The organism is Oceanicaulis alexandrii DSM 11625, assembly GCF_000420265.1.
Taxonomy (GTDB): Bacteria; Pseudomonadota; Alphaproteobacteria; order Caulobacterales; family Maricaulaceae; genus Oceanicaulis; species Oceanicaulis alexandrii.
Map to the genome: position 1 here is coordinate 950945 of NZ_ATUP01000001.1, position 24380 is coordinate 975324.

24 protein-coding genes and 1 tRNA gene are annotated in these 24380 nt (G+C 62.0%); 7 read left to right on the forward strand and 18 right to left on the reverse strand.

Annotated elements, in window-relative coordinates; all coding sequences use genetic code 11:
- Positions 1 to 46: 46 nt before the first annotated feature.
- The 3 genes from G405_RS0104620 to G405_RS0104630 form a co-directional block, all read right to left on the reverse strand.
- Entirely contained in the window at positions 47 to 277 is a 231-nt protein-coding gene (locus G405_RS0104620; RefSeq protein WP_022700335.1) for a hypothetical protein, read from the reverse strand.
- 127 nt (positions 278 to 404) lie between these two features.
- A complete protein-coding gene (locus G405_RS0104625; RefSeq protein WP_022700336.1) occupies positions 405 to 986 on the reverse strand; it encodes a DUF924 family protein in 582 nt (193 codons plus the stop codon).
- Between the two features lie 2 nt (positions 987 to 988).
- Complete coding sequence (locus G405_RS0104630) at positions 989 to 2803, reverse strand: long-chain-acyl-CoA synthetase (protein ID WP_022700337.1); 1815 nt, start codon at positions 2801 to 2803, stop codon at positions 989 to 991.
- Positions 2804 to 3023: 220 nt separating this feature from the next.
- On the opposite strand from G405_RS0104630, the gene G405_RS14980 reads away from it, so the two are divergent.
- On the forward strand, positions 3024 to 3677 hold the full coding sequence (locus G405_RS14980; protein ID WP_022700338.1) for a helix-turn-helix domain-containing protein: 654 nt from the start codon (positions 3024 to 3026) through the stop codon (positions 3675 to 3677).
- A 75-nt stretch (positions 3678 to 3752) separates the two neighbouring features.
- On the opposite strand, the gene cydX is transcribed toward G405_RS14980, so the two are convergent.
- The 3 genes from cydX to G405_RS0104650 are packed head-to-tail and all read right to left on the reverse strand — an operon-like array spanning position 3753 to position 6633.
- Positions 3753 to 3878, reverse strand: a complete 126-nt coding sequence (cydX, locus tag G405_RS0104640; RefSeq protein WP_022700339.1) for a cytochrome bd-I oxidase subunit CydX — start codon at positions 3876 to 3878, stop codon at positions 3753 to 3755.
- A gap of 19 nt (positions 3879 to 3897) precedes the next feature.
- Complete coding sequence (cydB, locus tag G405_RS0104645; RefSeq protein WP_022700340.1) at positions 3898 to 5043, reverse strand: cytochrome d ubiquinol oxidase subunit II; 1146 nt, start codon at positions 5041 to 5043, stop codon at positions 3898 to 3900.
- A gap of 12 nt (positions 5044 to 5055) precedes the next feature.
- A complete protein-coding gene (locus tag G405_RS0104650) occupies positions 5056 to 6633 on the reverse strand; it encodes a cytochrome ubiquinol oxidase subunit I (protein WP_022700341.1) in 1578 nt (525 codons plus the stop codon).
- Positions 6634 to 6794: 161 nt separating this feature from the next.
- Between G405_RS0104650 and cydD the strand changes: the two genes are divergently transcribed.
- Together cydD and cydC are read left to right on the forward strand one after the other, a co-directional pair.
- Positions 6795 to 8507: a thiol reductant ABC exporter subunit CydD gene (gene cydD, locus G405_RS0104655; protein ID WP_156861356.1), complete on the forward strand. Its 1713-nt coding sequence runs from the start codon at positions 6795 to 6797 to the stop codon at positions 8505 to 8507.
- Entirely contained in the window at positions 8504 to 10231 is a 1728-nt protein-coding gene (cydC, locus tag G405_RS0104660; protein ID WP_022700343.1) for a thiol reductant ABC exporter subunit CydC, read from the forward strand. Before cydD ends, cydC begins: the two co-directional genes overlap by 4 nt.
- Here cydC and G405_RS0104665 read toward each other — a convergent pair.
- The 3 genes from G405_RS0104665 to G405_RS0104675 form a co-directional block, all read right to left on the reverse strand.
- Positions 10228 to 10677: a hypothetical protein gene (locus G405_RS0104665; protein WP_022700344.1), complete on the reverse strand. Its 450-nt coding sequence runs from the start codon at positions 10675 to 10677 to the stop codon at positions 10228 to 10230. The genes cydC and G405_RS0104665 overlap by 4 nt on opposite strands.
- A 1-nt stretch (position 10678) precedes the next feature.
- Positions 10679 to 12685 (reverse strand): tetratricopeptide repeat protein, encoded by a 2007-nt coding sequence (locus tag G405_RS0104670; RefSeq protein WP_022700345.1) that lies wholly within the window; start codon positions 12683 to 12685, stop codon positions 10679 to 10681.
- A 353-nt stretch (positions 12686 to 13038) separates the two neighbouring features.
- A tRNA-Leu gene (locus tag G405_RS0104675) sits at positions 13039 to 13125 on the reverse strand.
- Between the two features lie 172 nt (positions 13126 to 13297).
- Here G405_RS0104675 and G405_RS0104680 point away from each other — a divergent pair.
- The 3 genes from G405_RS0104680 (at position 13298) to G405_RS0104690 (ending at position 15152) form a co-directional block, all read left to right on the forward strand.
- Positions 13298 to 13975, forward strand: coding sequence for an exopolysaccharide biosynthesis protein (locus G405_RS0104680; RefSeq protein WP_022700346.1), 678 nt, complete (start codon positions 13298 to 13300; stop codon positions 13973 to 13975).
- Between the two features lie 68 nt (positions 13976 to 14043).
- On the forward strand, positions 14044 to 14577 hold the full coding sequence (locus G405_RS14985) for a disulfide bond formation protein B (protein ID WP_022700347.1): 534 nt from the start codon (positions 14044 to 14046) through the stop codon (positions 14575 to 14577).
- Positions 14577 to 15152, forward strand: coding sequence for a demethoxyubiquinone hydroxylase family protein (locus G405_RS0104690; protein WP_022700348.1), 576 nt, complete (start codon positions 14577 to 14579; stop codon positions 15150 to 15152). The genes G405_RS14985 and G405_RS0104690 overlap by 1 nt, the downstream gene beginning before the upstream one ends.
- Here the strand turns inward: G405_RS0104690 and G405_RS0104695 are convergent.
- The 3 genes from G405_RS0104695 to G405_RS0104705 all read right to left on the reverse strand — a co-directional run bounded on the left by G405_RS0104695 (position 15149) and on the right by G405_RS0104705 (position 17472).
- Positions 15149 to 15985, reverse strand: coding sequence for an HAD family hydrolase (locus G405_RS0104695; protein ID WP_022700349.1), 837 nt, complete (start codon positions 15983 to 15985; stop codon positions 15149 to 15151). The two genes, G405_RS0104690 and G405_RS0104695, sit on opposite strands and share 4 nt — an antisense overlap.
- A 48-nt stretch (positions 15986 to 16033) precedes the next feature.
- Positions 16034 to 16600, reverse strand: coding sequence for an HNH endonuclease (locus tag G405_RS0104700; protein WP_022700350.1), 567 nt, complete (start codon positions 16598 to 16600; stop codon positions 16034 to 16036).
- 209 nt (positions 16601 to 16809) lie between these two features.
- Positions 16810 to 17472, reverse strand: a complete 663-nt coding sequence (locus G405_RS0104705; protein ID WP_022700351.1) for an alpha/beta hydrolase — start codon at positions 17470 to 17472, stop codon at positions 16810 to 16812.
- 104 nt (positions 17473 to 17576) lie between these two features.
- Here G405_RS0104705 and gluQRS point away from each other — a divergent pair, with 104 nt between their 5' ends.
- Positions 17577 to 18449, forward strand: a complete 873-nt coding sequence (gene gluQRS / locus G405_RS0104710) for a tRNA glutamyl-Q(34) synthetase GluQRS (protein WP_022700352.1) — start codon at positions 17577 to 17579, stop codon at positions 18447 to 18449.
- Here gluQRS and G405_RS0104715 read toward each other — a convergent pair.
- From G405_RS0104715 to G405_RS0104740, 6 genes are all read right to left on the reverse strand, one after another.
- Entirely contained in the window at positions 18446 to 19693 is a 1248-nt protein-coding gene (locus tag G405_RS0104715; RefSeq protein WP_022700353.1) for a TCR/Tet family MFS transporter, read from the reverse strand. The genes gluQRS and G405_RS0104715 overlap by 4 nt on opposite strands.
- A gap of 102 nt (positions 19694 to 19795) precedes the next feature.
- Entirely contained in the window at positions 19796 to 21778 is a 1983-nt protein-coding gene (locus G405_RS0104720; protein WP_022700354.1) for an alpha/beta hydrolase family protein, read from the reverse strand.
- Between the two features lie 63 nt (positions 21779 to 21841).
- Entirely contained in the window at positions 21842 to 22888 is a 1047-nt protein-coding gene (locus G405_RS0104725) for a DUF481 domain-containing protein (protein ID WP_022700355.1), read from the reverse strand.
- Between the two features lie 11 nt (positions 22889 to 22899).
- Positions 22900 to 23271: a hypothetical protein gene (locus G405_RS0104730; RefSeq protein WP_022700356.1), complete on the reverse strand. Its 372-nt coding sequence runs from the start codon at positions 23269 to 23271 to the stop codon at positions 22900 to 22902.
- Between the two features lie 133 nt (positions 23272 to 23404).
- A complete protein-coding gene (locus G405_RS0104735; protein WP_022700357.1) occupies positions 23405 to 23833 on the reverse strand; it encodes a hypothetical protein in 429 nt (142 codons plus the stop codon).
- 61 nt (positions 23834 to 23894) lie between these two features.
- Positions 23895 to 24374, reverse strand: coding sequence for a hypothetical protein (locus G405_RS0104740; protein WP_156861358.1), 480 nt, complete (start codon positions 24372 to 24374; stop codon positions 23895 to 23897).
- Positions 24375 to 24380: the final 6 nt, after the last annotated feature.

Here is a 24380-nt window from a genome sequence, read left to right on the forward strand (position 1 = left end):
TGAGCGCGTGCAGCATGGCAAGACATACTGCCATGTCATCCGCGCACTATTGCATCTGGATCGGACTTTCACGGACAATCACCCCCGAGAGAGCATCCTGAATTTCCCAGCGCAACACCCGCCAGGCGTTGGCGCTTTCATCTTCGCCCTTTTCTTCAAGCTCCATCACGGCAAGATCAGCATAGTTCAGCGCCTGATCGCCATGGCGGTCCACCAGGGTGAAGGCGATGGCGCGAATGTCGAGCGGCGTGATGCGGGACTGGCGTTGGGCGGACATGAACGGGGGCTCCTGAGAAATCGCTTCTTGCCCGTCTTGCAAAGCGCCTGCCGAACTCAACGCCTAATAAATCAATTGGTTAGATTAAACTCTCAAGATCAGCGCTGAGTCAGGACTGCCCTTGGGATTATTTTGCCGGGCGTTTCAAGCCGGGGGCATATCCGCCCTCTTCCAGAAACCGGATCTCTTCGGCGCGCGGCGTACGCCCCAGCACGGCGTTGCGATGCGGGAAGCGGCCAAAGCGCGCGATCACATCCATGTGCGCGCGGGCATGACGCGTGTTCTCGCTGTCCGGTCCCAACCGTTCCTCGCACATCAGAACCGCCAGGGCCTGATCCTCAATGTCTTCAGAATGCGAGAACGGCAAATAGACGAAAGCCCTGCGCTCTTTGGGCAAGGCCCAGTCAAACCCGGCCTCCAGCATGGCCATGGCGGCTTCACGCGCCAGCGGGTCCAGCCTGAACGCGGCGTTCGAGCCACGCCAGACATTGCGCGGCGCCTGATCGAGCACGATCACCAGCGCGAGTGCGCTGTCGGGCTCGACCATCCAGGGATGATCCAGCACGGAACGGGTCTGTAGAAAGCTGTGACAGGCCGGGCCCAGCATCCGGCGGACACGGGCGTCAAAGGCCGCATCCACCGAAAACCAGGCTTTAGGTCCAGCCTGCTCGAACCAGAAGTCGAGAACGTCTTCCGGCAACAACACCATGATCAGACCCGCTTTTCGCCGGAAATGATCTGGGCGCGAATCTCCGCGGTCAGGGGAATGTATTCCCCCGCTTCGGGATCATCGAAATATACAGGTTCGGGAATCGCTTCGGGGTCCCAGCCCTGTTTGACCAGGTCCGTCTTCTTCAATTTGAACGTGCCGGTCGTGTTCTCGTCCTGAGTATCTTTGCTCAGGCGAATGAAGAGCGGGCGTGCAAAGTGCGGCAGCTCTTTCGTCACATGCGCATGAAGCGATTTGAGATCCAGCCCGTCTTCCGCCACCAGCGCCACCATGCCGGCCTTGCCCGAATAATCGGCCACCTCCACGCCATAGACATTGGCCTGAACGACTTTGTCGTGCGTGCCGAACACTTCCGCGACTTCATTGGTGGAGACGTTTTCCGACTTCCAGCGGAAGGTGTCGCCCACCCGGTCGACGAAGTAGAAATAACCCTGCGCGTCGCGTTTCATCAGATCGCCGGTGCGGAAATACAGATCACCTTCGTCAAAAACGTCACGCAGAATCTTCTTCTTGGTGGCTTCTTCATCGCCATAGCCATCAAAGCGATAGCGGGCGTCATCGGCGCGAATCTCGCCAATCGCCTCGCCGACCTCGCCGGGTTTGCATTCGATGCAATGACCGTTGGCGTCCCGAATCGGAGCTTCCTCGTCCATGTCAAACTGGACGAGCTTGATGTTGAAGCGTTTGGACAGGTGCGGCGGCACGCGGCCGATGGCGCCTTGCTTGGAGTCCAGATTGATCAGGCCCACATTGCCTTCGGTCGCGCCATAAAACTCCATGATCCGCGGAATGCCGGACCGCTCCACAAAGCGGGGCCAGACGTCAGGGCGCAAACCGTTGCCGATGGCGATGCGGATCTTGTGTTTCTTTTCCCATTCATTGGGTTCGGCGGCGACCAGGAAGCGGCACAGCTCACCCACATACATCAGCATGGTCGCGCCGGTTTCGGTGGCGTCCTGCCAGAAGCGCGTCGCAGAGAATTTCTTGCGCACGATCACAGCGCCGCCGAACGACAGCGCCGCGCCGACCCCGCATAGCCCCCCGGTGGCGTGATACATGGGCAGCACCATCATCATGCGATCGTCTTTGGTCGCATGACCGGATACACCGAAAACCTGCAGGTAATACAGCGCGCGCGTATGCGCCACGATCGCCGCTTTTGGCAGGCCGGTCGTCCCCGACGTGTACATTTTCATGCACGGGTCCTTGGCGGTGAACTGAGCGCGATAGGACCGGTCAGGACGCACATCAGACTGGCCGGACAACGCCGCATCAAAATCCTTGCCGCCGGGCGCCTTGGCCTGTCCGCCGTCGCTGACCCAGGGCGTCATGGCGCAGTCAATCAACTCGCAAGCGCTTTCATACGCTTCCGCCATATCGCCCTCGACGATCACATGCTGGGCGCCCGACACGTTGATGCAATGCGCCAGCGAGTGCCCGGTGATCTGGTTGTTGAGGAGCGCCGCCATGATGCCGACCTTGGACAGGCCGTACCAGATCGCCACATATTCCCAGCGATTGGCCATGTAGAGCGCGACAGTGTCGCCGGGCTTCAGGCCCTGGGTGAGCGCCCAATGGGCGACCCGGTTGGCGTAGCGATCAAACTGGGCGTAGCTGATCTCAACGCCGCTTTCAGTGATGAACGCCGTACGTTGCTGGTGCTTGTCAACGCTGTCTTCAAACAGGTCCGGGGTCAGATAGTCAGAATCCGGCGTGATTTTTTTCAGTGCGCCCAGCATGCGCGCCAATTGCGTCGTATAAAACCACTCGCGACGGATCGCCGACCATAAGCCCATAGCACTGTCCTCCCTCGTAGCCGCACGTTTGGCGGCTTTGTTGAGGCGACAGTACGGCCCGAAAACGTCCGGTCAAGTTCAGCTCGACAGGTCACAGACGCATTTTTCAACCGCGAATGCGTTGCAGTGCAGCACTATTGGGAATATGACCGGATAAATCACTGAGTCAGATTCAATAAACGCACCGCAGTGCTCCGTACAATTGAATGGGTCTAAAATCATGAATTGGGGAAAAGAGCTTAGAGCGTTCCGCCAACGCACCGGCCTCAAACAAGAGGCGGCGGCTCATTTGCTCGGCGTCAGCCAAGCCTATGTCTCGCGACTGGAAAACTCTACGGCGTCGCCATCCACACAATTGGAAACCAAACTCGAGCGCCTGCTGCAGGAGCCTGAACACAGGCCGCTGTTTGAGCACTTCCGCACGACCATCAGCCATTCACCGCACCTGATCAGCATGCTCGCTGAGGTCGACGGCAAGGTCCATGTGGACACGGTCAGTGAAGCGCTGCGCGATCATGGAACACCTTTCCATCTGCTCACCCCCGGTGAAGTTCTTGAATCCAAGAACTCGGACGTGATCGAGATCCTGGACGCCTTTCTGGATCTGGGCGCCTTCTCTGGGCGCATCGCCTCCATGCAGGTGACCTGGACCTACGAGAATGAAGGCGACCCGGTCTCCCACTGGCGCACCACCGAAATCCCGGTGCGAGACGACGCCGGCCGCTGGTATCTGCATGGCGCGCACGTGCAGATCACCGCAGAAGAAAAACAACAGCTTCTGAAAGACTGGGGCGGCCCCATCAAGGTGCGCACCTTCGCTGATGACGAAGCGGAGTCCGAGCCCAAAGCCGCCAACGACACCGCAGCGGCCTGAACCCCTCCCACTCTGCTTGCAAAACAGCCCGGACCAGACGGTCCGGGCTGTTTTGTTTTCAGCAGGCGCCCAGCGCTAGAACGCTTCATCCGAGCTGCCAGTGTCACCGCTGTCGCTAAGCGACAGCTCGTGCCACATGGCGTTGAGAATGGCGAAGGTGCAGGCCAGCCCGAGGCCCAAAATCCAGGTGAAATACCACATGGGTCGTCTCTCCTTGGTGTCAGTAATAATCGCCGTTGGCGACCGCTTCGGTCGTCACCCGCCCCCACATCACCTTGAACGCCCAGGCGGTGTAGAGCAGCACGATCGGCAACAAGACAGCGGTCACGATCAGCATGACGAACAAGGTCGTATGGCTGGACGAGGCGTTCCAGACCGTCAGTGACGCATTTGGATCCACGCTGGAGGGCAGGATGAACGGGAACATCGAGACGCCCACCGTCGAGATGATGCCCACCACCGAGAGCTTGGAGCCGACAAAGGTCAGCGCCTCGGAGTTCGACCGCAGGCCGAACAGGGCCAGAGCCGCGCCGCCGAACCCGAGCACAGGCGCGATCAGCATCCATGGGTACCGGCCGTAATTGGACAGCCAGGCGCCGCCCTCACGCACGGTCTCCGTCAATCTGGGATTGGAGGGGCCGTCAGCGGCGACCGTATTTGTCACCTGATAGCCAATATCCCCGAACGCCACCCAGGCGCCCGCCAGAGCGAAGAGCACGATTGAGGCGAACGCGAAGAGCGGCGCATAGGCGCGCGCCCGGTCCCGGACGATGCCGTATTCGGTCTTCATCGACAGCCAGGCGGCTCCGTGCAGCAACAGCATGGTCACGCTCAGAAGGCCGCACAGCAGCGAGAAGGGATTCAGCAATCCGAAGAACGACCCGTCCCAGAAGATGCGCATGTCGTCATTCATCCGGAAGGGCGCGCCCACCAGCACATTGCCCACCGCGACGCCGAAGATCAGCGCCGGGACGAAACCGCCGGTGAACAGCGCCCAGTCCCAGAAGCTGCGCCAGCGCGGATCCTCCCGCTTGGAGCGGTATTTGAACGCCACCGGGCGCAGGATCAGCGACGCCAGCACGACGAACATGGCCAGATAGAACGACGAGAAGGAGACGGCGTAGACCAGCGGCCAGGCGGCGAAGATGGCGCCGCCCCCGAGGATCAGCCAGACCTGATTGCCTTCCCAGGTCGGACCAACCGTATTGATCGCGAGCCGACGCTCGGCGTCTGTGCGAGCGACAAAGGGCAACAGCCCCGCAACGCCCAGATCAAAGCCGTCCGTAATCGCGAAACCGATCAGCAGAACGCCCAGAAGCGCCCACCAGATCACCCGCAACAGTTCATATGACAGAGGAATTTCCATAATCCATCCTCCCTATTCGGCCGGCAGCGGGGCGAACCCGCCCTGAGGCTTATGGGATGCGCCGCGTGATGGACCGTCCGGATACGGTCCCTTGCGGACATATTTGATCATCAACATCACTTCCACGACCGCCAGCGCGCCATAGAGCGCGGTGAAACCGACAATGGTCATGATCATTTGCGTGGGATGAAGGCTCGACACCCCTTCAAAGGTCGGCAAGACGCCTTCAATGATCCAGGGTTGGCGGCCATATTCCGCCAACAGCCAGCCCAGCTCGGCGGCCACCCAGGGCAGCGGCAACGACACCAGGGCCAGCTTCAGGAACCAGCGCGTTTCATGCTTGCGCATCGAGCTCAGCACAAAAGCGGTCCCGAACAGGGCGATGAAGTAGAAACCCAGCCCCGCCATGAAACGAAAGCTCCAGAACATCACCGCCACATTGGGCACCGTGTCCATCGCAGCTTGCGCGATCAGGTCCGGCCCCGCCTCGCGCGGGTCAGCCACATAGCGCCGCAACAGCATGGCGTAGCCCAGATCATCCCGGGCGCTTTCAAACTGCGCCTGGGCGTCTGCATTCTCAGGATCCTCGCGCAGGCGCATCATGGCGTCATAAGCTAGAACGCCGTTTTCGATACGGGTCTCCGCCTGCTCGACCAACGGCAGAATGCCTTCCACCTCGCCATCCAGAGACCGGGTCGAGATCAGACCCAGCACCCACGGGATGCTGATGGCGTGCTCGGTTTCCTGGGTTTCGCGATTGGGAAAGCCCACCAGCGTCAGGGGCGCCGGCGCGGGTTCGGTGTGCCACATGGCCTCAAGTGAGGCGAGTTTCATTTTCTGGTTATCGGTCAGCGCGTAACCGCTTTCATCGCCCAGCACCACGACCGACAGGGCGCTCGCCAGACCAAACGCGGCGGCGACCGTCATCGAGCGCTTGGCGAAGCCCACAAAGCGGCGATTGAGCAAGAAGAAGGCTGAGATCGCCAGGACGAACAGCGCGCCTGTGACATAGCCGGCGGACACGGTGTGTACGAATTTCGCCTGGGCGACCGGGTTGAAGAGCACCGCCATGAAGTCAGTGACCTCCATCCGCATGGTCTCGGGATTGAACTCGGAGCCCACAGGGTTCTGCATCCAGCCATTGGCAATCAGAATCCACAGCGCTGACAGGTTGGTGCCCAGCGCCATCAGCCAGGTCGCGGTCAGATGCCCGCGCTTGCTCATCCGATCCCAGCCAAAGAAGAACAGGCCCACCAGCGTGGCTTCCAGGAAGAAGGCCATCAGGCCCTCAATCGCCAGCGGCGCCCCGAACACATCGCCCACATAATGAGAATAGTAGGACCAGTTCATGCCGAACTGGAATTCCATGGTGATCCCGGTGGACACGCCCAGCACGAAGTTGATGCCGAACAGCGTGCCCCAGAACTTCGTCATGTCCCGCCAGACCTGCCGGCCCGTCATCACATAAACGCTCTCCATGATGGCGAGTATGATGGACAGTCCAAGCGTGAGCGGTACAAAGAGGAAGTGATACATCGCGGTCAGCGCGAACTGCCACCGCGATAATTCCACAACGGTCATATCGACCATTTCACCCTCCAAGGCTTTAAAAGCAGTCTTTAAATGAGTACGCCCGAAAGCGCATTGGCCGCCCTTATCAGGCAGAAACGTTAGTTTGTATCGTCTGCAAGGTGTCGCATGGGACGAGGCGCCGCAGTCAAAACCGGGCAAGGGCGTGTATGTCGCAGGCCATGAGCACATCTGAATTGTCAGCCGACACCGAAGCAGCAGCCCGTAAAGCCCGCAAGGCGGAGCTGGGCGCCCTACTGAAGGCGTGGGGCGAACCCGCGACCGCCTTGACCCGGCAAAGCACGGCCTTCGGCGCGGCCCAGTATGCCGTTTTCATCGGCTTCGCCTGGGGGGCGGCCTGGGCGGTCAGCGCCCTGGTGAACGGCGGTGCAGTCTGGCCCGGACTGTGTCTTGCGTTAGTGTGCGCAGGCGTTCGGGCGGCCCTGCAGGCTGCAGAAACCCGAACCGGGGTGGAGGCCAGCCTGAAAGTGCGCCAGACCGTACGCGCCCTGGCGGCCCGCAAGCTCGCAGCCCTCGGCCCAGGCTATACGGAGCGCTTTGATTCAGGGGAGACGACCTCCGCCCTGATCGACGCCGTGGACAAGCTTGACGGGTATTATGGACGCTATCGTCCCTTGATGGGCGTGGTCATGGCCGGGCCTTTGATCATCATGGCGGCGGCGTTCAGCGCCAGCTACATCGTCGGCCTGATCTTCCTGATCACCGCCCCTCTGCTGATCGTCTTCATGGCGCTGGTAGGCGCAGGCGCAGCTGCGGCGTCCAAAGACCAGCTCACGACGCTGCAGCGTCTCGCAGGACGGTTCAACGACCGCCTGCGTGCGCTTGAAACCCTGAACGCCTTTAACGCTGTGGAACGCGAGCGCGACGGCCTGGCCCAGGCGTCTGAAGACTTCCGGCGGCGCACGATGAAGGTGCTGGCGATGGCCTTCCTGTCGTCGGGCGTGCTGGAGTTTTTCGCAGCGCTGTCTGTTGCAGGATCCGCGATCTATATCGGCTTTTCGCTATTGGGCGAGATGCCGTTCAGCACCGGCGAGACCATCACGCTTCAGACCGGGCTGTTCTGTCTGATCCTGGCGCCGGAATTCTATATGCCATTGCGACGCCTCTCTGCGGCGTATCATGACCGTGCGGACGCCGAGGCTGGGGCTGAGGCGCTAGCGCCTTTCATGGCGGAGGCTGACGCGACGCCTCAAACCACTTTGGCGACGACCGTCACCACAGACATACCCGCCCCTCCCGCAATCCGGTTCGAGCAAGCAGGCTCCGTCTATCCCGATGGGCGCCGCGGGCTCGACCCGCTCAGCTTTGAAGCGCCTGCTGGCCAAATCACCGCCCTTTGGGGGCCGTCCGGCGTTGGAAAGTCCACCGCGCTGAAACTCTTGATGGGCTATGCGCCGCATACGGACGGCCAGGTCCTTGTGGACGGCGTCGAGCTCACAGCGCCTCTGATCGGGCAAGCGGCCTGGATCGCGCAACGTCCCCATGTGTTTTACGGAAGTCTGATCGACAATATCAGCCTGTTTGACCGCTCCTTGCCTCTTGATCGTATCCAGAGCGCGGCGGAAACCGCGGGCGTCATGGATTTCGCCGCCAGCCTGCCTGATGGTCTTGAAACCCTCATCGGCGATCAAGGCTACGGCCTGTCTGGCGGCCAGGCGCAACGCCTGGCGCTGGCGCGCGCCTGGGCGGTGGATATGAAAATCGTCCTGCTGGACGAACCCACCGCCCATCTGGACGGCGAGGCGGAAGCGCGCTTTCTCACGGCGCTCAAACGCATCAGCGAAGGCCGCACCGTGATCATCGCCACCCACAGCCCCGCCGTGCGCGATGTCGCAGATCAGGTCATCAGGCTTGAGACCGAGGGCGCGTCATGAAGGATCTGCGCTTCTTCCTCGCCCTGGCGCGTCCGGACCGCTGGTGGCTTCGCCTGGGCGCCGCCTTGTCCGCGCTGACGCTGCTGGCCGGCATCGGTCTTCTCTCTTTGTCAGGCTGGTTCATCACCGCGTCCGCGGTCGCCGGACTGGCGGGCGCCGGACGCGCCTTCAACTACCTGTTCGCCTCAGGCGGCGTACGCGGCTTTGCCCTGAGCCGCACGGTCGGGCGCTATGCCGAGCGCATGGTCACCCATGAAGCCACATTCCGGATTCTCTCGCGCCTGCGCCTCTGGGTGTTTGAAACCGCCGCACCGCTGGCCCCCGCCGGGCTCGGGCGCATAAGAGGGGGAGATCTGCTCTCCCGCGTCACCCAGGATGTGGACGCGCTGGATGCGCTGTATCTGCGCTTTGTGACGCCTGTCACCGCCGCACTGGCGGGCGCGCTGTTCACCAGCGTGCTGCTGGCGTTTCTGGCGCCAGCCGCCTTGCCGGGCGTCTTGGGGGTGTTCGTTCTGGCGAGCGTGATCCTGCCTCTGCGCGTCGCCAAGACCGCAGGCAAGGCCGGCGAGGCCCTGACGCAAAACGCCAGTTCCATGCGGGCGGACGCCGCAGACCTGGTCTCCGGACTGGCTGAACTCAAGGCCTATGGAGCTGAACACCGCATCATCGCCCATCTGGAAGACTCAAACGCCAAATGCGTCGCAGCGCAGCGCGAGATCGCCCGCATCTCCATGTGGAATGGCGCGCTTCTGGCGCTCTCTGCGCCCGCAAGTTTCGTGCTTGGCTTTGGCCTGGCCGCGGCGTCAGGCGCTTCCGCACCAGTCTCCGCGCTGGCGGGCTTTGTCGCCTTCGCGCTTTTTGAAGCCGCCGCGCCACTGGTTCAGGCGGCCGAGCTCTATGGCAAGACCACAGCCTCCGCCCGCCGGCTCAAGGCGCTGACGGAAATCACACCCGCCGTAAGCGATCCCGATTCGCCTCAGCCCTTGCCTGATCGCTGGGATATTGAGGTGAAGGAGCTTCATTTCAGCTATCCGGATACGGATGCGCCCGTCCTGCAAAACGCAAATCTGGGCCTGCCCGAAGGCGGGCGGCTGGCGCTGGTCGGCGCATCCGGCGCCGGAAAATCCAGCCTGATCAAACTTTTGATGCGCTTTTACGCAGCTCAGTCCGGCGAAATCAGCTTGGGCGGGACAGCGCTGGACGCCCTTCCGATCGCCGACACCCGCAGCCGCTTCGCCCTTGTCGATCAACGCGCGGAGCTCTTGTCGACGACCATCCGCGCCAATTTGCGCCTGGCGGATCCCGAGGCGAGCGATGAGGCGCTCTGGCATGCGCTGGAACGCGCGCGCGCGGCGGATTTCGTCCGCAAATTGCCTGACGGGTTGATGAGCTGGACCGGCGAGCTGGGCGGCTTGGTGTCAGGGGGACAGGCGCGCCGGATCGCCCTGGCGCGCGCCTTCGTCAAGAACGCTCCGGTGCTCTTGCTCGACGAACCCACAGAAGGGCTCGACGCGGGCACCGAAACTGATTTCCTGAATGCGCTGGATGACTGGCTGGATGAAGATGCACGCCGCAGCACGCTCATCGTGACGCACCGTGCACGCCTGCTGGAGCGGGCCTATCAAGTCGCGGTTCTTGATAAAGGCGAGATCGCCGATCAAGGATCCACACAAGAGATGAGAGCCTCGAGCCCGGCGTTCAGACGCCTCTTCCCGAACGCCTAGGGGAAGGGGAGGCGGTCCTCGTTCTCGACTCCGGGATCAACCACGACGCGCTGGCCCGTCTCCTGGTTTCGCAGAACGATCTGATAGCGATAGGTGAAAAACTCGTTGCACCGATCCAGCACGACGACGCTTTGTCTGCCGTCATCACCGAAAGACACCTCAAAGTCTGTGTCTTCAGGCATGACGGCGATGCCGTCCCAGACTTTCCCGTCCAGCTCGAAACGCTCGAATTCCCAGCCCTGCGTCATGACGACGAAAATCATGTCGGTGGGAAAGTCGATAAAGAAATTGCCGTTTCGTTCGCCCACATAGGCGGAAAAGGTCTGAACGAGCTCATTATCTATTTCGGTGATGGCAGGTTCTACATAGACGGCGATATGGCGAACATCGCGCCCGCTGAATCCGAGCGCCTTGACACGCTCGACCTGTGATTGAACGCCACTCATATCAGCCCCCTTGAGATACCCCACTCTCGGCGGTGTTCGCCTGATCCACTTCAGACCAAAACGCCAAGAAAGAGCGACGAGCGTAGCCCAATTCCTGTAAAGACTGTCTTACTTGCAAAGCCCGACTGACATCACCCATGCGCCAGGCGATTCGCGCTTCCAGATCCCGCGCCTGCATCGGACGCGGTTCGGCGATCAGAGCGATCTGATTGAGCGCAGAGCGGTACATCATATCCGCCTCCCCCTGCTGCCCCAGCGCACTCAAGGCTTCGGCGCGCACATAAGACGCTTCAGCCAGGTAAGGACGCGCGGTTTCAAAGCCTGCGGCCACCGATTGCTCGCCGGCGCTGACGGCCTGGGTCGCCTCCAGAACGGCGGTGTCATACGATCCCGCTTTCAACGCGAGCGAAGCCGAGAGAGTGAGGGCTGCGGACCGGCTCAGGAACCGCCCGTCATTCTCACCGTTTTCATTACTTCGCGCCGCCAGTCGGCGCGCCTCGCCAATCAGCAATTGCGCCCTGATCAGGTCATCGCGCATCAAAGCGATCTGGGCGCGCTGAAAAATCAAACTGACATACAGCCGCGCATACCGGTCATTGTCAGGCGACGCTTCATAGAGTGCGCTGACGCTGTCCAGAGCCAGGTCCAGAAACTGCGCGCCTTGTTCATCTTCACCCATATCGGTTGCTAGCGAAGCGATCTGGGCGCGCGTATGTGCGACTTTCACCAGCGTGCGGGAATCACCCGGCGCTTGGGCAAGCTGCTCTTGATATAGCGCCAGCTGCCTCTCACGACTGCTGCGCGCCGCCCCCATATCGCCCGTTTCGCGCTGTGCGTCCGCCAGCCAACCCAGCGTATTGCCAAGGTCGGACACGCCCACCACGCCCGCCTGGACCAATCCGTCTCCAAACCGGTCGGCCGCCTGCGAAAAAAGATCCGCGGCGGTCAGAGGGCTGCCGCTCTCGAGTTCGATCACGCCCCGGTTCAAGGCCGCATAACCTTGTTCAGCCTGATAGCTGGGATTGCCGGGCTCGCCTGCAATCAGAACCTCCGCCATCTGGGCGTAAATGTCGAAATAGCGATCAGCGGTCATAAGATCACCGCTGCGATAGGCCTGATTGCCGACCCAGTATGCGGACTGCGCATGGTCATAGACGCGCTGCATATTGTTGGGAGCCCGGTCCAGAAGCGCCTGGGTCAGCTCAAAGGCCGCCGAGAACGCTTCCCGTGCGCCCTCAGGGTCGCCATGCACGTCACGCGCTTCGCCGATCAGATTGAACAGTCGCGCGCGGCGGCCCAGCTCATCGTCTGACAGTCCGGCTGCGGACGTGGTGAGATAGGTCTCGGTCAGATCATCGGCCAGGCGGATCAAGGTTTCCCGGCGCGCCGTATTGGGCAAATGTTGTGTGATGTCGGTCAACAGGCGACTTGAGAACGCTTTTGCGTCCTCCGCCTCATCCTGATAGGCGCTGATCTGGTCTGCCTGCCAGACGCTTACCCCCAGCATCAGGGCGCAAGCGGCCGCAAGTCCGGTCGCCAGAGGCCGGCGCGCCACAGAACTGGCTGCGGTGCGCGCCAAAGTCGCGGACGAATCCGTACTGCACTCATGCGCGATGTCGTCAGCCAGATGCTCAAGGCTCATGGTGTCATTATAGAGCGCGCCGATGACCGGCGGCCGCGGCAAGGTCCAGAAGGCGCCGTTGCTGCGTCGCTCGGCTCGGAGCGCCATAGGCAGCACGGGCCGTTCGCTCTCCAGTCCGACGACATGGACGTGGTGCATCCCGTTGGACCAGACAAAGTCTTCCAGAAAATTGTTGAGCGGCTGGCATTTCAAAGAGGCGGGAGAACACAGAACGATCAATCGCGCCTTTTTCTCCGCCACGCCCACATCAGCGGCCATGGCCACGCGAACGCCCCTGTCGAGCAGGGCTTGCCGCAGGTTCTGTGCGGACGCCTCGTCGGCGTTCGCGGCGGCGATGATCACCAAGGGCTGCTTACTGGCGTTCAATGATTCATGTCCTGAAAAATGAAATGGCCTCAACTTATTTGTATAGACTCTTGGTCAATTGATAAGCGTCAGGATTAACAGGAGTTTGCGCAAGGTCTCTCAGGTGTGTTCGGCAAGTATCACTCATAAAGAGAATTTGCGCCAGACCTTCATTCCGCGTCAATTCCTATCAAGCCATTGAATTAATATATCGAATTCAATTATCGGAAAAACTTTCAAGACCTTGAGCGAAAAAATGAAAATCACGTTTCAGGGCATTTAAGCCCTCGCAATCATTTCATCTTTTGTTGTGGAAAGGTGGATGGTCGACATCGCTTTCGCCCTGGGCGGTTCGAGACTGACCAGGGACGAGATGGTACGGGCGGTCGGACTCGAACCGACAAGGGCTTGCGCCCGGGGGATTTTGAGTCCCCTGCGTCTACCAATTCCGCCACGCCCGCACGCATGTCGACGCAAGCGGTGTATATGCCTCGAAATTTCTGCCTGGTCGACCCCGGCTTTCAGTACCGTCATCGACATGAATTTCAGCCAGCGCCACCGCAGAGCTGCGTGGACGGTTCGCCTCCCGCTGATTAAGACAGAAGCGCCTCTCCTCCCCAAAGGTGACACGCCATGGTGCAATCCCAGCAGGATGAAGCCGGCTCGCAAGACGCCGAGCAAGATCAGCCGCTCAGTCTGACGGCCGAGTTGGCGCGAATCGCGCACGCCGCCCCTGAAGAGGGGCTGTCGCTTGGCGCATTCAGCGACGCTCTGGGCGAACGGGTGTTCGGCGCCTTGCTGTTTGCGCTCGCCATTCCGGTCTGCATGCCCTTTCTCTACGGCGTGCCTCAGATTGTCGCTCTGCCCATGATGGCCATCGCCGTGCAAATGGCGGGCGGACGCGCGCACCCTTGGATGCCGAAGAGCTTTCGCAACCGTCAGCTGGACAAGCCCGGTCTCGTCCGCATCGCGACCTGGTCCCGCAAATGGTTTGGGTGGCTGGAGGCTCTGGCCCGTCCGCGGCTGAGTGTCTTGTCAGGCCCGACCGCAGAGCGGATTGTCGGCGGCGTCTTCGTCCTGTTTTGCGCGTCCATACTCGTCCCTTTACCGGCCACCAACACCACGCCGGGCATCGCCATCGCCATCGCCTCCATCGGCCTGATCACCCGCGACGGGCTGCTGGTTCTGGCGGGACTGGTCTTAGGCGTCGTCTGGGTCAGCCTTCTGGTCGTCGGCTTCACGTTTTTTGGAGCGGCGTTTATTGATGTGCTGAAAACCTTCATTCTGGGGGTGTTCGGCGCTGGCGGCTAAGACTTGCGTCGCCCTGCGGCTCAGCTCCGTACTCGCCTCGCCCCTGTCTGTGATCTAGGTTTATCGCCATGCTTGAACTTTCCACCTTCGCCGACCGCTGGACACGCCCGGATCAATGGCCGCTCATCGGGGCGCTCGTTTCCGCCGCATTGCTCGCCGGGGCTTTCGGGTTCGAATTGATCGGGCGCTACGCCCCCTGCCCGCTCTGCATCGAGCAACGCTGGGCGCACGCCTATGTTCTGGCGGGCGGGCTGATCACGTTCGCCGCCCTTCACATCCTGAAACCCGCCAACGCCCTGTTCTGCCGCGCAGCCAGCGCGCTCATCGCGGTTCTGGCCGGGTTCAGCGCCTGGGTGGCGGGCTATCACGCAGGGGGTGAATACGGCTTCTGGCCGCTGTCATGCCAGGCGGGCGACACGACGTCCTTAAGCGTGGATGCACTCTTGAGCTCGCTGAACACGCCGACCAATGTGGTGCTGTGTGATGAGCCAGCCTGGACCCTGCTGGGCGTATCCATGGCGGGCTATAATGTTCTGATCAGCGCTGCCGTGATGCTGATCTCGATCCTGGTGGTGTTCCGCAAACCGTATCGGAGCGTGTGATGTCTCAACCGCAAACCCGCAAAACCGTCCGTCGCCCCGGTCGGAAAGCAGACGCTTCCCGTATTGAATCCATGGTGCGCGTCGATCATGCAGGCGAGTATGCCGCGGTGGCGATCTATCAGGGCCAGCGCGCCGTGTTCAAAGGCCGCCCCGACAAGGCCCGCATCGCCAGCCAGCTGGTGCATATGGAAGCGGACGAACAGCACCATCTGCAGGCGTTTGACGATCACATCCTGAGCGGGAAAGCGCGTCCGACCCTGCTGGCGCCCATCGCCAATCTGGCGGGATTCGCGCTCGGCGCCGGAACAGCGCTGCTGGGCGAGAAAGCGGCCCACGCCTGCACCGAAGCGGTCGAAGCGGTGATCGAGGGGCATTACGACGAACAAGTGCAGGAGCTGCGCCTCGCCGAACAGGACGCGCTGGCGGACCAGTTCGCCCAGTTTCGCGATGAAGAGGTCGCCCACAAAGAGCTCGCTGTGGAAGAAGGCGCTAAAGACGCCGCCGGCTATCCGGTCCTCTCCGCGCTGATCACCGCCGGCTGCCACGCCGCCATCGCGGTGTGCAAACGGATCTAGCGCTCCAGCGTTTTGAGCCGCTCCACGGCGACCATCTTGTCGATGGCGGCCTTCACGTACGCATCCAGCTTCGAGCCGTCTGAGTAATCGGCGTCCGTGGTGAAATGCACGCGGCGATCCGTCTTGAGCTTGGCGGTCTTCTCCGCGCCTTTCACGTCGCCTGCGGGATGCACGGCGATCGACACGCCGCCCTGTTCCTTCACCGTGCGCATGCACGGCACATCCGTATCGCCATCTCCCACATAGATCATATTGCGGAAGGGGACGGGCCGGTCATCCTCGGGCACATAAGCGTTCACTTCGGTGTGGTCCGACAGATCCAGCGCGCCCTTATTGATGCGGAACAGGAACTGGGTCTTGTTGGTGTAGTTCACCGCAGACGCCGCCCAGACCGGCACGTCATCGGCGTTGTATTTGAACTCGCTGGCGAAAATAGCGTCGAACTGATCGCCGACGGCGCTGGCCGCGATCATCTCCTTGAGCCCGGACGAAATGATGTAGTGCTCGACCCGCACCTGACGCTCGGCGCCATAGGCCCGCAAACGCTCAAACCAGCCTTCGACCACGCCGGGAAAGAAGCCCACGGACGCGCCATGGCGTTCGATATCCTCGCGACGGAAGCGCACATCCTCACGCTGGGCGGCTTTCACCATCTCATGCATGTAGATGAGGATGTTGTCTGCGCCCAGCCGCGCCGCCTCGCCATTCACCCGCCCCCAGAACGCGTCGATCTGCTCGCCGATTTCGGGGATGAAGGAATGCTCCTGCATGGAGCCCGGGCTCAGCGTGCCGTCAAAATCATAGGCGATGGCGATGGTCGGGGTGCGGGTCATGGGCGAGGGTGAAACCTGATCTGGGTCAATTGGCAAGAGCGCAGGACGCTAGGCCTCAAGCTCCACATCCCAGTAGAGATAATCGAGCCAGCTTTCGTGCAGGTATTTGGGCGGGAAGCGTCGCCCCTGTGATTGCAGCTGATGCTGGCTGGGACGGTCCGCCTGCTGAAGCAGCGGCATCTTGGCTTCTCGCGGCGTACGACCGCCTTTTTTGAGATTACAGGGCGCGCAGGCGGCGACGATATTGTCCCAGGTCGTCCGGCCGCCATAGGCGCGCGGCGTCACATGGTCAAAGGTCAGCTGATCAAGACTGTCTGCGCCGCAATACTGACACCGAAACCCGTCGCGCAGAAACACGTTGAAGCGGGTGAAGGCGGGCGGACGATTCTGGCTGACATAATCACGCAGCGCCACCACTGACGGCGCCCTTATCGAGCGTGACGGGCTGCGGATCTCTGTGGCGTATTCAGAGACGATGTCCACGCGCTCCAGGAACGCCGCCTTGATGGCGTCCTGCCAGGGCCAGGTGGACAGAGGATAATAGGACAGCGGCTGGAAGTCCGCGTTCAGGACAAGGCATCGAAGATCGGTGGGCGCCGTCTTAAAGACTCGCATCACCGCCCCCGCACACACGCGCCGGGCGGCGCAGTTTCAGGAGGTGATCCCTCTGATATGCAAGCGCTATCTTGAAGACGCGCCTCCCTCTAAGCCTTCGCGTTGATCCATAATCGAATCAACGCCCCGTTCCTTGAGACGATCTAACACTAACCCTGTTCGTGTGACGGCGCCATGACGCTCGCTCGACGCTTGCTTGACATCGGCGCCTAGCCGCGCAGGCGCCCCGAAAAGGCCGCCTCCATGAAATGCCGCCCCAGCTCCAGCCCGTCCGGGCCGATGGAATGGGGAATGCCTCTGGAGATATGAAACTGGGCGCCATGACCCGCCTCGGCAAGTCCCTGGGCCGCCATCAAGGTCATGCCCACCGGCAGCACGTCATCACTGTCGCCATGGATCAGCAGGATCGGCGGCTTGACGGTCATTTCAGATTTCAGCCGCTCCGGCCCCGGCAGGGCGCCGGAATAGCCGATCACCGCTGCGGGCGCGACCTCGCGCCGGAGCGCGGTGTGAAGCGCCATCATCGTGCCTTGGGAAAACCCGATCAGAACGAGGTTTTCCGGCGCCACTTCCCAGCGGTTCAGCTCGGAGCGGACAAACTGTTCCGCCGTGGCGTGCGCCGAGCGCACCCCCTGTTCCATCAGCGCCGGATCAAGACGCGAAATCGGGAACCATTGATACCCGCCCGGCGCGCCGGGCACCGGTTCAGGCGCATCGGGCGACGCCCAGGCCACATCCGGAAAATGCGGCGCCCAGTGCTGGGCGAGACCCGCAAGGTCTGCGCCATTAGAGCCGTAGCCATGAAACAGGATGACCAGTTTCTTCGCCTGCCCGGATTTGGGCGCGATGCGCGGACCGTCGATCAAGATCATGGAGGGGCGTTCCTTTGTTATGCCTGCAGGCGATCATAGACCGCTTGGAGGACGGGAAAACCCCAAGCCTCGCACAAGCTTCAGCACGGTGATATGCAAGCGCAATGACCGCTTTTCGCACCCGCTTCGCCCCTTCGCCCACCGGCTTCCTGCATCTGGGTCACGCCTTCTCGGCGCTGACGGTGTTCGATGCTGCGCGAGAGGCAGGCGGGATGTGTCTGTTGCGGATCGAGGATATCGACACGACGCGCTGCAAACCTCAATACGAGGCGGCGGTTCTGGAAGACCTTCGCTGGCTGGGCTGTGACTGGCCCGAGCCTGTACGTCGGCAGAGCGAGCATTTCGCCGAGTATCACGCAGCCCTTGCGCAGCTTCACTCAAAAGGGCTCGTCTATCGCTGCTTCAAGACGCGGCGGGAAATCGCCGAGGACATCGCCCGCGCGCCCCATCATCCCGGCGAAGGCCCCGAAGGCGTGATCTATCCTGGCCCGTCCCAGCCGATGAGCGCGGACGAGGAAGCCGAGCGTCTGGAGACGGGCGACGCTTTCTCCTGGCGGCTCTCCATCACCGCCTGCCGCGATCATCTTGGCGCGGACTTTGACCGTCTGACATTCACCGAAACAGGCGAAGGCCCGGACGGCGAAACCGGTGAGGTGCGCGCCCGACCTGAAACGCTGGGCGATGTGATTTTGGGGCGCAAGGATGTGGGGACGAGCTATCATCTCGCCTGCACCCATGATGATGCGCTGCAGGACGTGACCCATGTCATCCGCGGCCTGGACCTGTATTTCGCCACCCATCTGCACCGCCTGCTTCAGGAGCTGATGGGCTGGCCGGTCCCGGTCTATCGCCATCACCCCCTGATGCTCGATGAGCACGGCAAGCGCTTCGCCAAGCGCGATCAGTCCCTCACTTTGCGCGCCTTGCGGGAGGCTGGTGAGACGCCGGACAGCCTGCGCAAGCGGGTTGGGCTTTAACCGCCCGTCTGGCGTTTTCGCACCACGAACAGCGTCAGCGCGATGACGTTGAACACCGCCGCCATGACGAACGGCGCGCCCGGAAACACCACCCCGCCCACCCCTTGCTGGAAGGCGAAAAAGAGCTGGGTGTAGATCAGCGGGCTGAGGATCAGCACGATCGCGCCGAGGCCGGACAATCCGCCCTGCAGCTCGCCCTGAGCGTCCGGCGGCGTGCGCTCGGTCATCACCTTCTGAAGCGCCGGCCCCTCCATGCCTGTGAACAGGGCGGGCAAGAGCCAGAGATACAGCACCCAGGGCGATGGCGCCGTCGCCAGACCGATCAGGGCGACGGCCTCCAGGGCGAAGGCGATCCAGATGACCCGGCGCTCGCCGATCCGGGGCATCAGCAAGGGTGTCACCACCGCCTGACAGATCACGAACAGCACGCCATAGGCCACCAGAGAGACGCCGATCTCGCCTTCGGTCCAGTCAAACTTGGCGATGCCCACATAGGCCCAGACCGCCGGATACACAAAGCCAGCCAGCTGAGACAGGAAATAGACCCAGACCAGCACCCCGAGCCCCTCGGCCCGACGCAAGCGCATCAGCGTGGCGATGGGGTTTGACCGTTTCCAGGAGAAAGAACGACGGCTTTCGGGTTTGAGCGATTCCGGCACCACGAACCAGCCATAGAGGGCGTTGATCCCGGCCAGCGCCGCCGCCGCAAAGAAGGGCGCGCGCGGGCTCAACTCCCCCAGCAAACCGCCGAGCCCCGGCCCCAATACGAAGCCCGCCCCCATGGCCGCGCCCAGAAGCCCGAAGCGGCGCGCGCGTTGTTCCGGAGTGGAGATGTCGGCGATGTAGGCGTTGGCGGTGGAATGGGTGGCGGCGAAAACGCCCGACAGCAAGCGCGCGATGAAGAACACCACAAGGGCGTGCGCCAACCCCATCAGCAGGAAATCGATCATCAGGGCGGTCAGCGACAGCAGCAGCACCGGACGTCGCCCGAACCGGTCTGACAATCCCCCGATGATCGGCGAGAAGACGAACTGCATCAGCGCGAAGACAAAGGTCGCCAGCCCGCCCCAGCGCGCCGCCTCACCCACGCCGCCGCCCGTCAGCTCCATCAGGAGGGTCGGCAGGACGGGAATGATCAGCGCAAAGCCCAGCGCATCGATCGCCACGGTCCCCGTGATAAAGACGGTGGCGGCCGCGCGAGGAGCGGGTTTCACTGCAGCAGGGTCAAGCGGGCTCTGGGTCATGCCTGTCTATGCGCCCAGCACAAAGCTCGCCGCAAGCTCACAACCAAAGAAAGCGACTGGACATCCAGCCGCTTCCTTCGTTTCTCAGACCACTTCCAGCGATCAGTCAGCGTCCACAAGCCCCAGCACCTCTTCCAGGAACTCGGCCTGACGACGATAGTAAAACAGCTGATTGGACAGCTTGCGCCAGCCATGACCCTCGTCAGGGATGCGGATAAAGTCCGCCCGCACGCCGTTCTCGCGCAGGGTGCGCACCATCACTTCGGTCTCATAAATGTCGATGCGCGGATCCATCACGCCGTGCGAGTAGAGCACCGGCACATTGATCTGATCGGCCTGACGGATGGGTGAGTTCTCGGTGTAGTAATCGCGCCAGCGCTGCTCGGTGATGTCGCCATATTCAATCCGGTCAGACGCCTTGAGCCCTGGCGAGGCGATGTCCAGCGCCGTCACCCAGTCCGCCACGCCGTACAGCGACGCGCCTGCTGCGAAATGACCGGGGAAATTCGCCAGCACAGCGTTCACGGCGTACCCGCCATAAGAGCCGCCCACGACCGCGGCGCGCTCCGCATCAACGCGGCCGTCCTCGGCCAGCCAGTTGAGCATGTCCACCAGATCCGCGATGGATTCCAGACGATTTTCGCGATCATCCAGCGTCACATAGGTATGACCAAAGCCCGTGGAGCCGCGCACATTGGGCTCGAACACCGCCATGCCGCGATCCACATGATACTGGACCACCGCATCAAAGGTCGGTCGCGATTGCGCGGTCGGGCCGCCATGGACGAAGAAGACCACCGGCGGCAGGCCGTCGCTGGGACGCGAGCTGTCGTCGGGCAGATACAAAAGACCTTGCAGCTCGACGCCGTCGCGTGCGGTGATGCGCACATCTTCGGGTCGCACCAGGCGATCCGCGTCCAGTCCCGCCATGGACGCCGAGAAGGTCTCGAAGACCTCGCCGGTTTGCATGTCCCAGAGTTGGAACCCGCCCGGCGTGCGCCAGCCGTTCACATTGATCAGGATGCGGCTGGACTGATCGGTGCAGCTGACGCCGTAAACGCCCTCGGCCAGCACAGGAGTGTCTAGTGTTTCACCTGTCTCAAGGTCTCTGGCGTGCAGACGCGAATAGCCGCCTTCATTGACGGTCCAGACCAGATAGCGGTCATCTGCGCCGCACAGATCGACGCTTTCGATGTCGTGCTCCGCCGTCTCAATGACGCTGAACGAGTTGGTCCAGACGTCAAACTTCATCAGGGCGCTGTATTCGCGCTCCCGGTTTGAGACCAGGTAGAAGCTCGAGGAATCGTCCTGCCAGGCGATCGACCCATGCGCAGCACGGCGTTCAGGGGCTGAAATCTGAGTGAATTCGCCATTGGCCAGATTGAGCAAGGCGAGATCGTTTGAATCCTCGCCGCGCGACTGGCTGACGGTCACATAGCGTCCATCCGGCGACATGGCGCCCGGATAGTTCGCGAACGAACCTTCATAGATCATCTGCCGGTCGCCGGTCTCGAGATTGGCGGCGTAGATGTCGAAATCGAGATTGTTACGCGCGGTTGAGGCGAAGACGATGGTTTCTCCGTCCGCGCCAAAGTCGCCAAACACCCGGAAAGCGCCGGCTTCGGCGGGAAAGACTTGGCGCTCGGTCAGGCCATCTGCGGAAATGCGGTAATAGGCTTCTTGCTCATTGCCGTCATTGTCAGCGCCATAGATCAGGCTCTCGCCGTCCGGCGACCAGCGAAAGAAGGTCACGCCATTGCCATAGGTCAGGCGCGTGGGCTGTCCGCCTTCAGCCGGCATGATCCACAGCTGGGGTTCGCCGGTGATCGACCAGCGGAACGCTGCGAGCGATCCATCCGGGGAGAGCTGCGCGCCGCCGGCTGCACCATTGGCGGCCAGCAGATAGCGCGCAATGTCAGCGGGATCTTCACCGGCAAGGCCGATGCTGACGGCTTCGTCCGTCGGCGAAATCGCCTCCAGGCTTTCATCGTATCCTGACTGGCCGCCTGCGGTCTGGGCCCAGCCCGCAAAGCTGACAGAGATGGCGGTCGCGCCCGCCAGCACTCCCATAAGCAAACGCGACATGATCTTTCCCCCGTGTCTTCGCAGATGCATCAAGACTAGGGGCAAAATTTTAAACGTGGAAGCCTAGAAGCCGTAAAGCAGCGACACGTCCAGTCGCGTATCGGTGGGCTCGAAGCCCGGCTCGGTTTCAAACTCGTGCTCAATATGAAGCCCGGTCTGCACCGCCCAATGACCAAACAGGCGATTGGTCAGAGTGAAGCGTTGATCCACCTTCGAGCCGCCGCCGCCATACACAGTGGTCCTGGATTCAAAACGGCTGGTGTCGCTGATCTGGAAGGTCAGATCAGACGCAGCCTCGGCTACCCAATCGCCAAGCGTCTCTCCGCTGCCGGCGCGCTCGCGCCAGCGATGGCCGACACCCGCCCGCAGCTCAAGACCCAGCCGGTCGCCGTCAATGGCGTGCCAGACCCCGCCCGCCGTCGCAAAGGCCGATTGTTCATAGGCCCCGACCAGATCGCGCTCGTACGAGCCGCCTGCGTAATACCCATAACCGGAATCCAGCGCGCGGGAGATGCGGCTTTCCGCCAGCCAGTTGTCGCGGCTCGTCCGGTCGCCATGCTCGGTCAGGAAATACTCAAACTGGTTATCCACCCGCCAGCCATGGGGCAATTGGCGGTCGATCTCGACCGCAAACGAGAAATCAATCAGCTCTGAATTGCCGTTTTCAACCTGGACGCCCGCGCGGATCTGCCCGGACCATAGCTCGCCATGCAGCGCCCGGATCGGAGCGGCGAGCCAGCCGCCAGACCCTTCCGGCGCGCCCGACAGCGCCACAGGGGCGCCGCCCAGAGAGCGATGCTCGTGTTCAGGCTCGGCCTCGGACTGAGGCGCGCTTTCTGCTTCAGGCTCAGGCTCTGGCAGCGGCCAGTCGCTGAGCGCGCCGGCCCGGCTGGGCAAATGCGCAATGACATCAGCATGCACCGCCGCCCGACCGCCAGGAACCAGCACAGCCACCATATCCGCGGTTTCTACAAATCGCGCGTCGTCGATGTCCCGCCTGTCCGCCTCAGCCAGAAGATTGCGATAAGCGGGCGGAATCTCGGCGAAGGCCGCCGCGCTGGAGACGGTCATCGCCAGACTGGCAAGACCATATTGGAAAACTGAACGCATGATTATGCCTGCTATTCGGTGCGCATTACGGGACCAAGGGTGAACCAGCACACATCCCGGCTCTCGCCGACCTGCAGATCAGGCCAGCCGTCGGGACAGTCCGCGGAAAAGGCGTCACTCATCATAGCGTCCGCCTCGGCGCATGTATTTTTACCCGTACTCAGCACAATCTGGTCGCCGTCAACACGCCAGTCCAAATGTGCTTCCGCCGTGCAGAAGAGAATGTCTTTATGAAGCTCCGCACCGCCAGAGCTGGGGCCTTCACCAAAGAAGACAGAGCCTAACTCGCCCAGCTCATAGCTTTGCCCGGCCGGGCTGACCGCCCCCTCGCCCTCAGTAACGAGGGCCAAACTCGCCAACAGCCCGATCATCCATGACGTCATGTCTCGCCCCCTTCGGCTCAATTGCCCGGAAGGCTTGCACAATCAGGGTTAAGATCGCGCTTACCAGCGAACAGGTGACCGATGAGCTGGGGCTCTCGGAGCGAACGAGACCAGGCGTCGCCGCTCGACCGCCCTATTCGATACGGGTGATCCGCCAGTCGAGCGCGCCGCCCTCTGGTCCGAGCCAACAGACGCCCGTGGCTTCCCAGTCGCCGCCGACCGAGGTGATGTCTTCACCGATCGGATAATCGGGCCAGCTGCGGCATTCGGGACGTTCACCCCACGGATCCATCCAGAAAATGTCGGCGTCGACATAAAACCGGCCATTATTGGTTTCGCTCCACTCCGTCGACCAGGGATCGCTGCCCATGGCGTCAGAAATGCCGGAGACGGTGACCGAGCCGCCCTCTTCAAAGCGGATGGTGGCGGTGTCGCCGACCCGCGCGAAATCGGTGTTGCGGGTCGCCACGGCCTGAAAGACCTGACCCGCCGGGCCGTCATTGGCCAAAGCGCACGGCGCGAGAAGGCTTAGCGCGAGGCTGGCGATAATCGTCTTGTTCATAATCGTATCCTGTCTCCGCCGCTCTGGAGCGGCCGTGTTGGCGGCATGAAAAGGCTCAGCGCTATTGCGTCCGCGTCACCGAAAGGACGTTTGAATTAGTGATCCAGCACAGGTCCGAAGGCTGCGCGCTGGAGCCCACGTCAATGTGCGGCCAGGACTCGCAACTGACCTCGCTCTGCCCGTCTGCGAGAAGCTGCAAAGCGGGTCGTGGCGGTAATTCTTCACCCTCATAACCCGGATCCGCGGCATCGCCCAAAATGGAGATCCGGCCGCCCCCTTCCGCATACCAGGTACCGGTCCCGCCGGGTTGATCAGCGCCGCCAATGCCCGTTTCGGTGTAGCTGTCGATCAGACCGTCACCGAACGAGAAAGAGATCGCGCCGCCATAAATAGGCGGGGCGCTGCCAAATTCGACACGATAGATCTGATTGAGCGGCGATGCGCTTTCATCCTGCCGGGCAAGCGCGCTCCCACACGTGACCGCCGAGGTCAGCGTCAGGCTAATCGCTGCGCCACAGATCATTTTCAATCTCAAAGGCATGCCGTC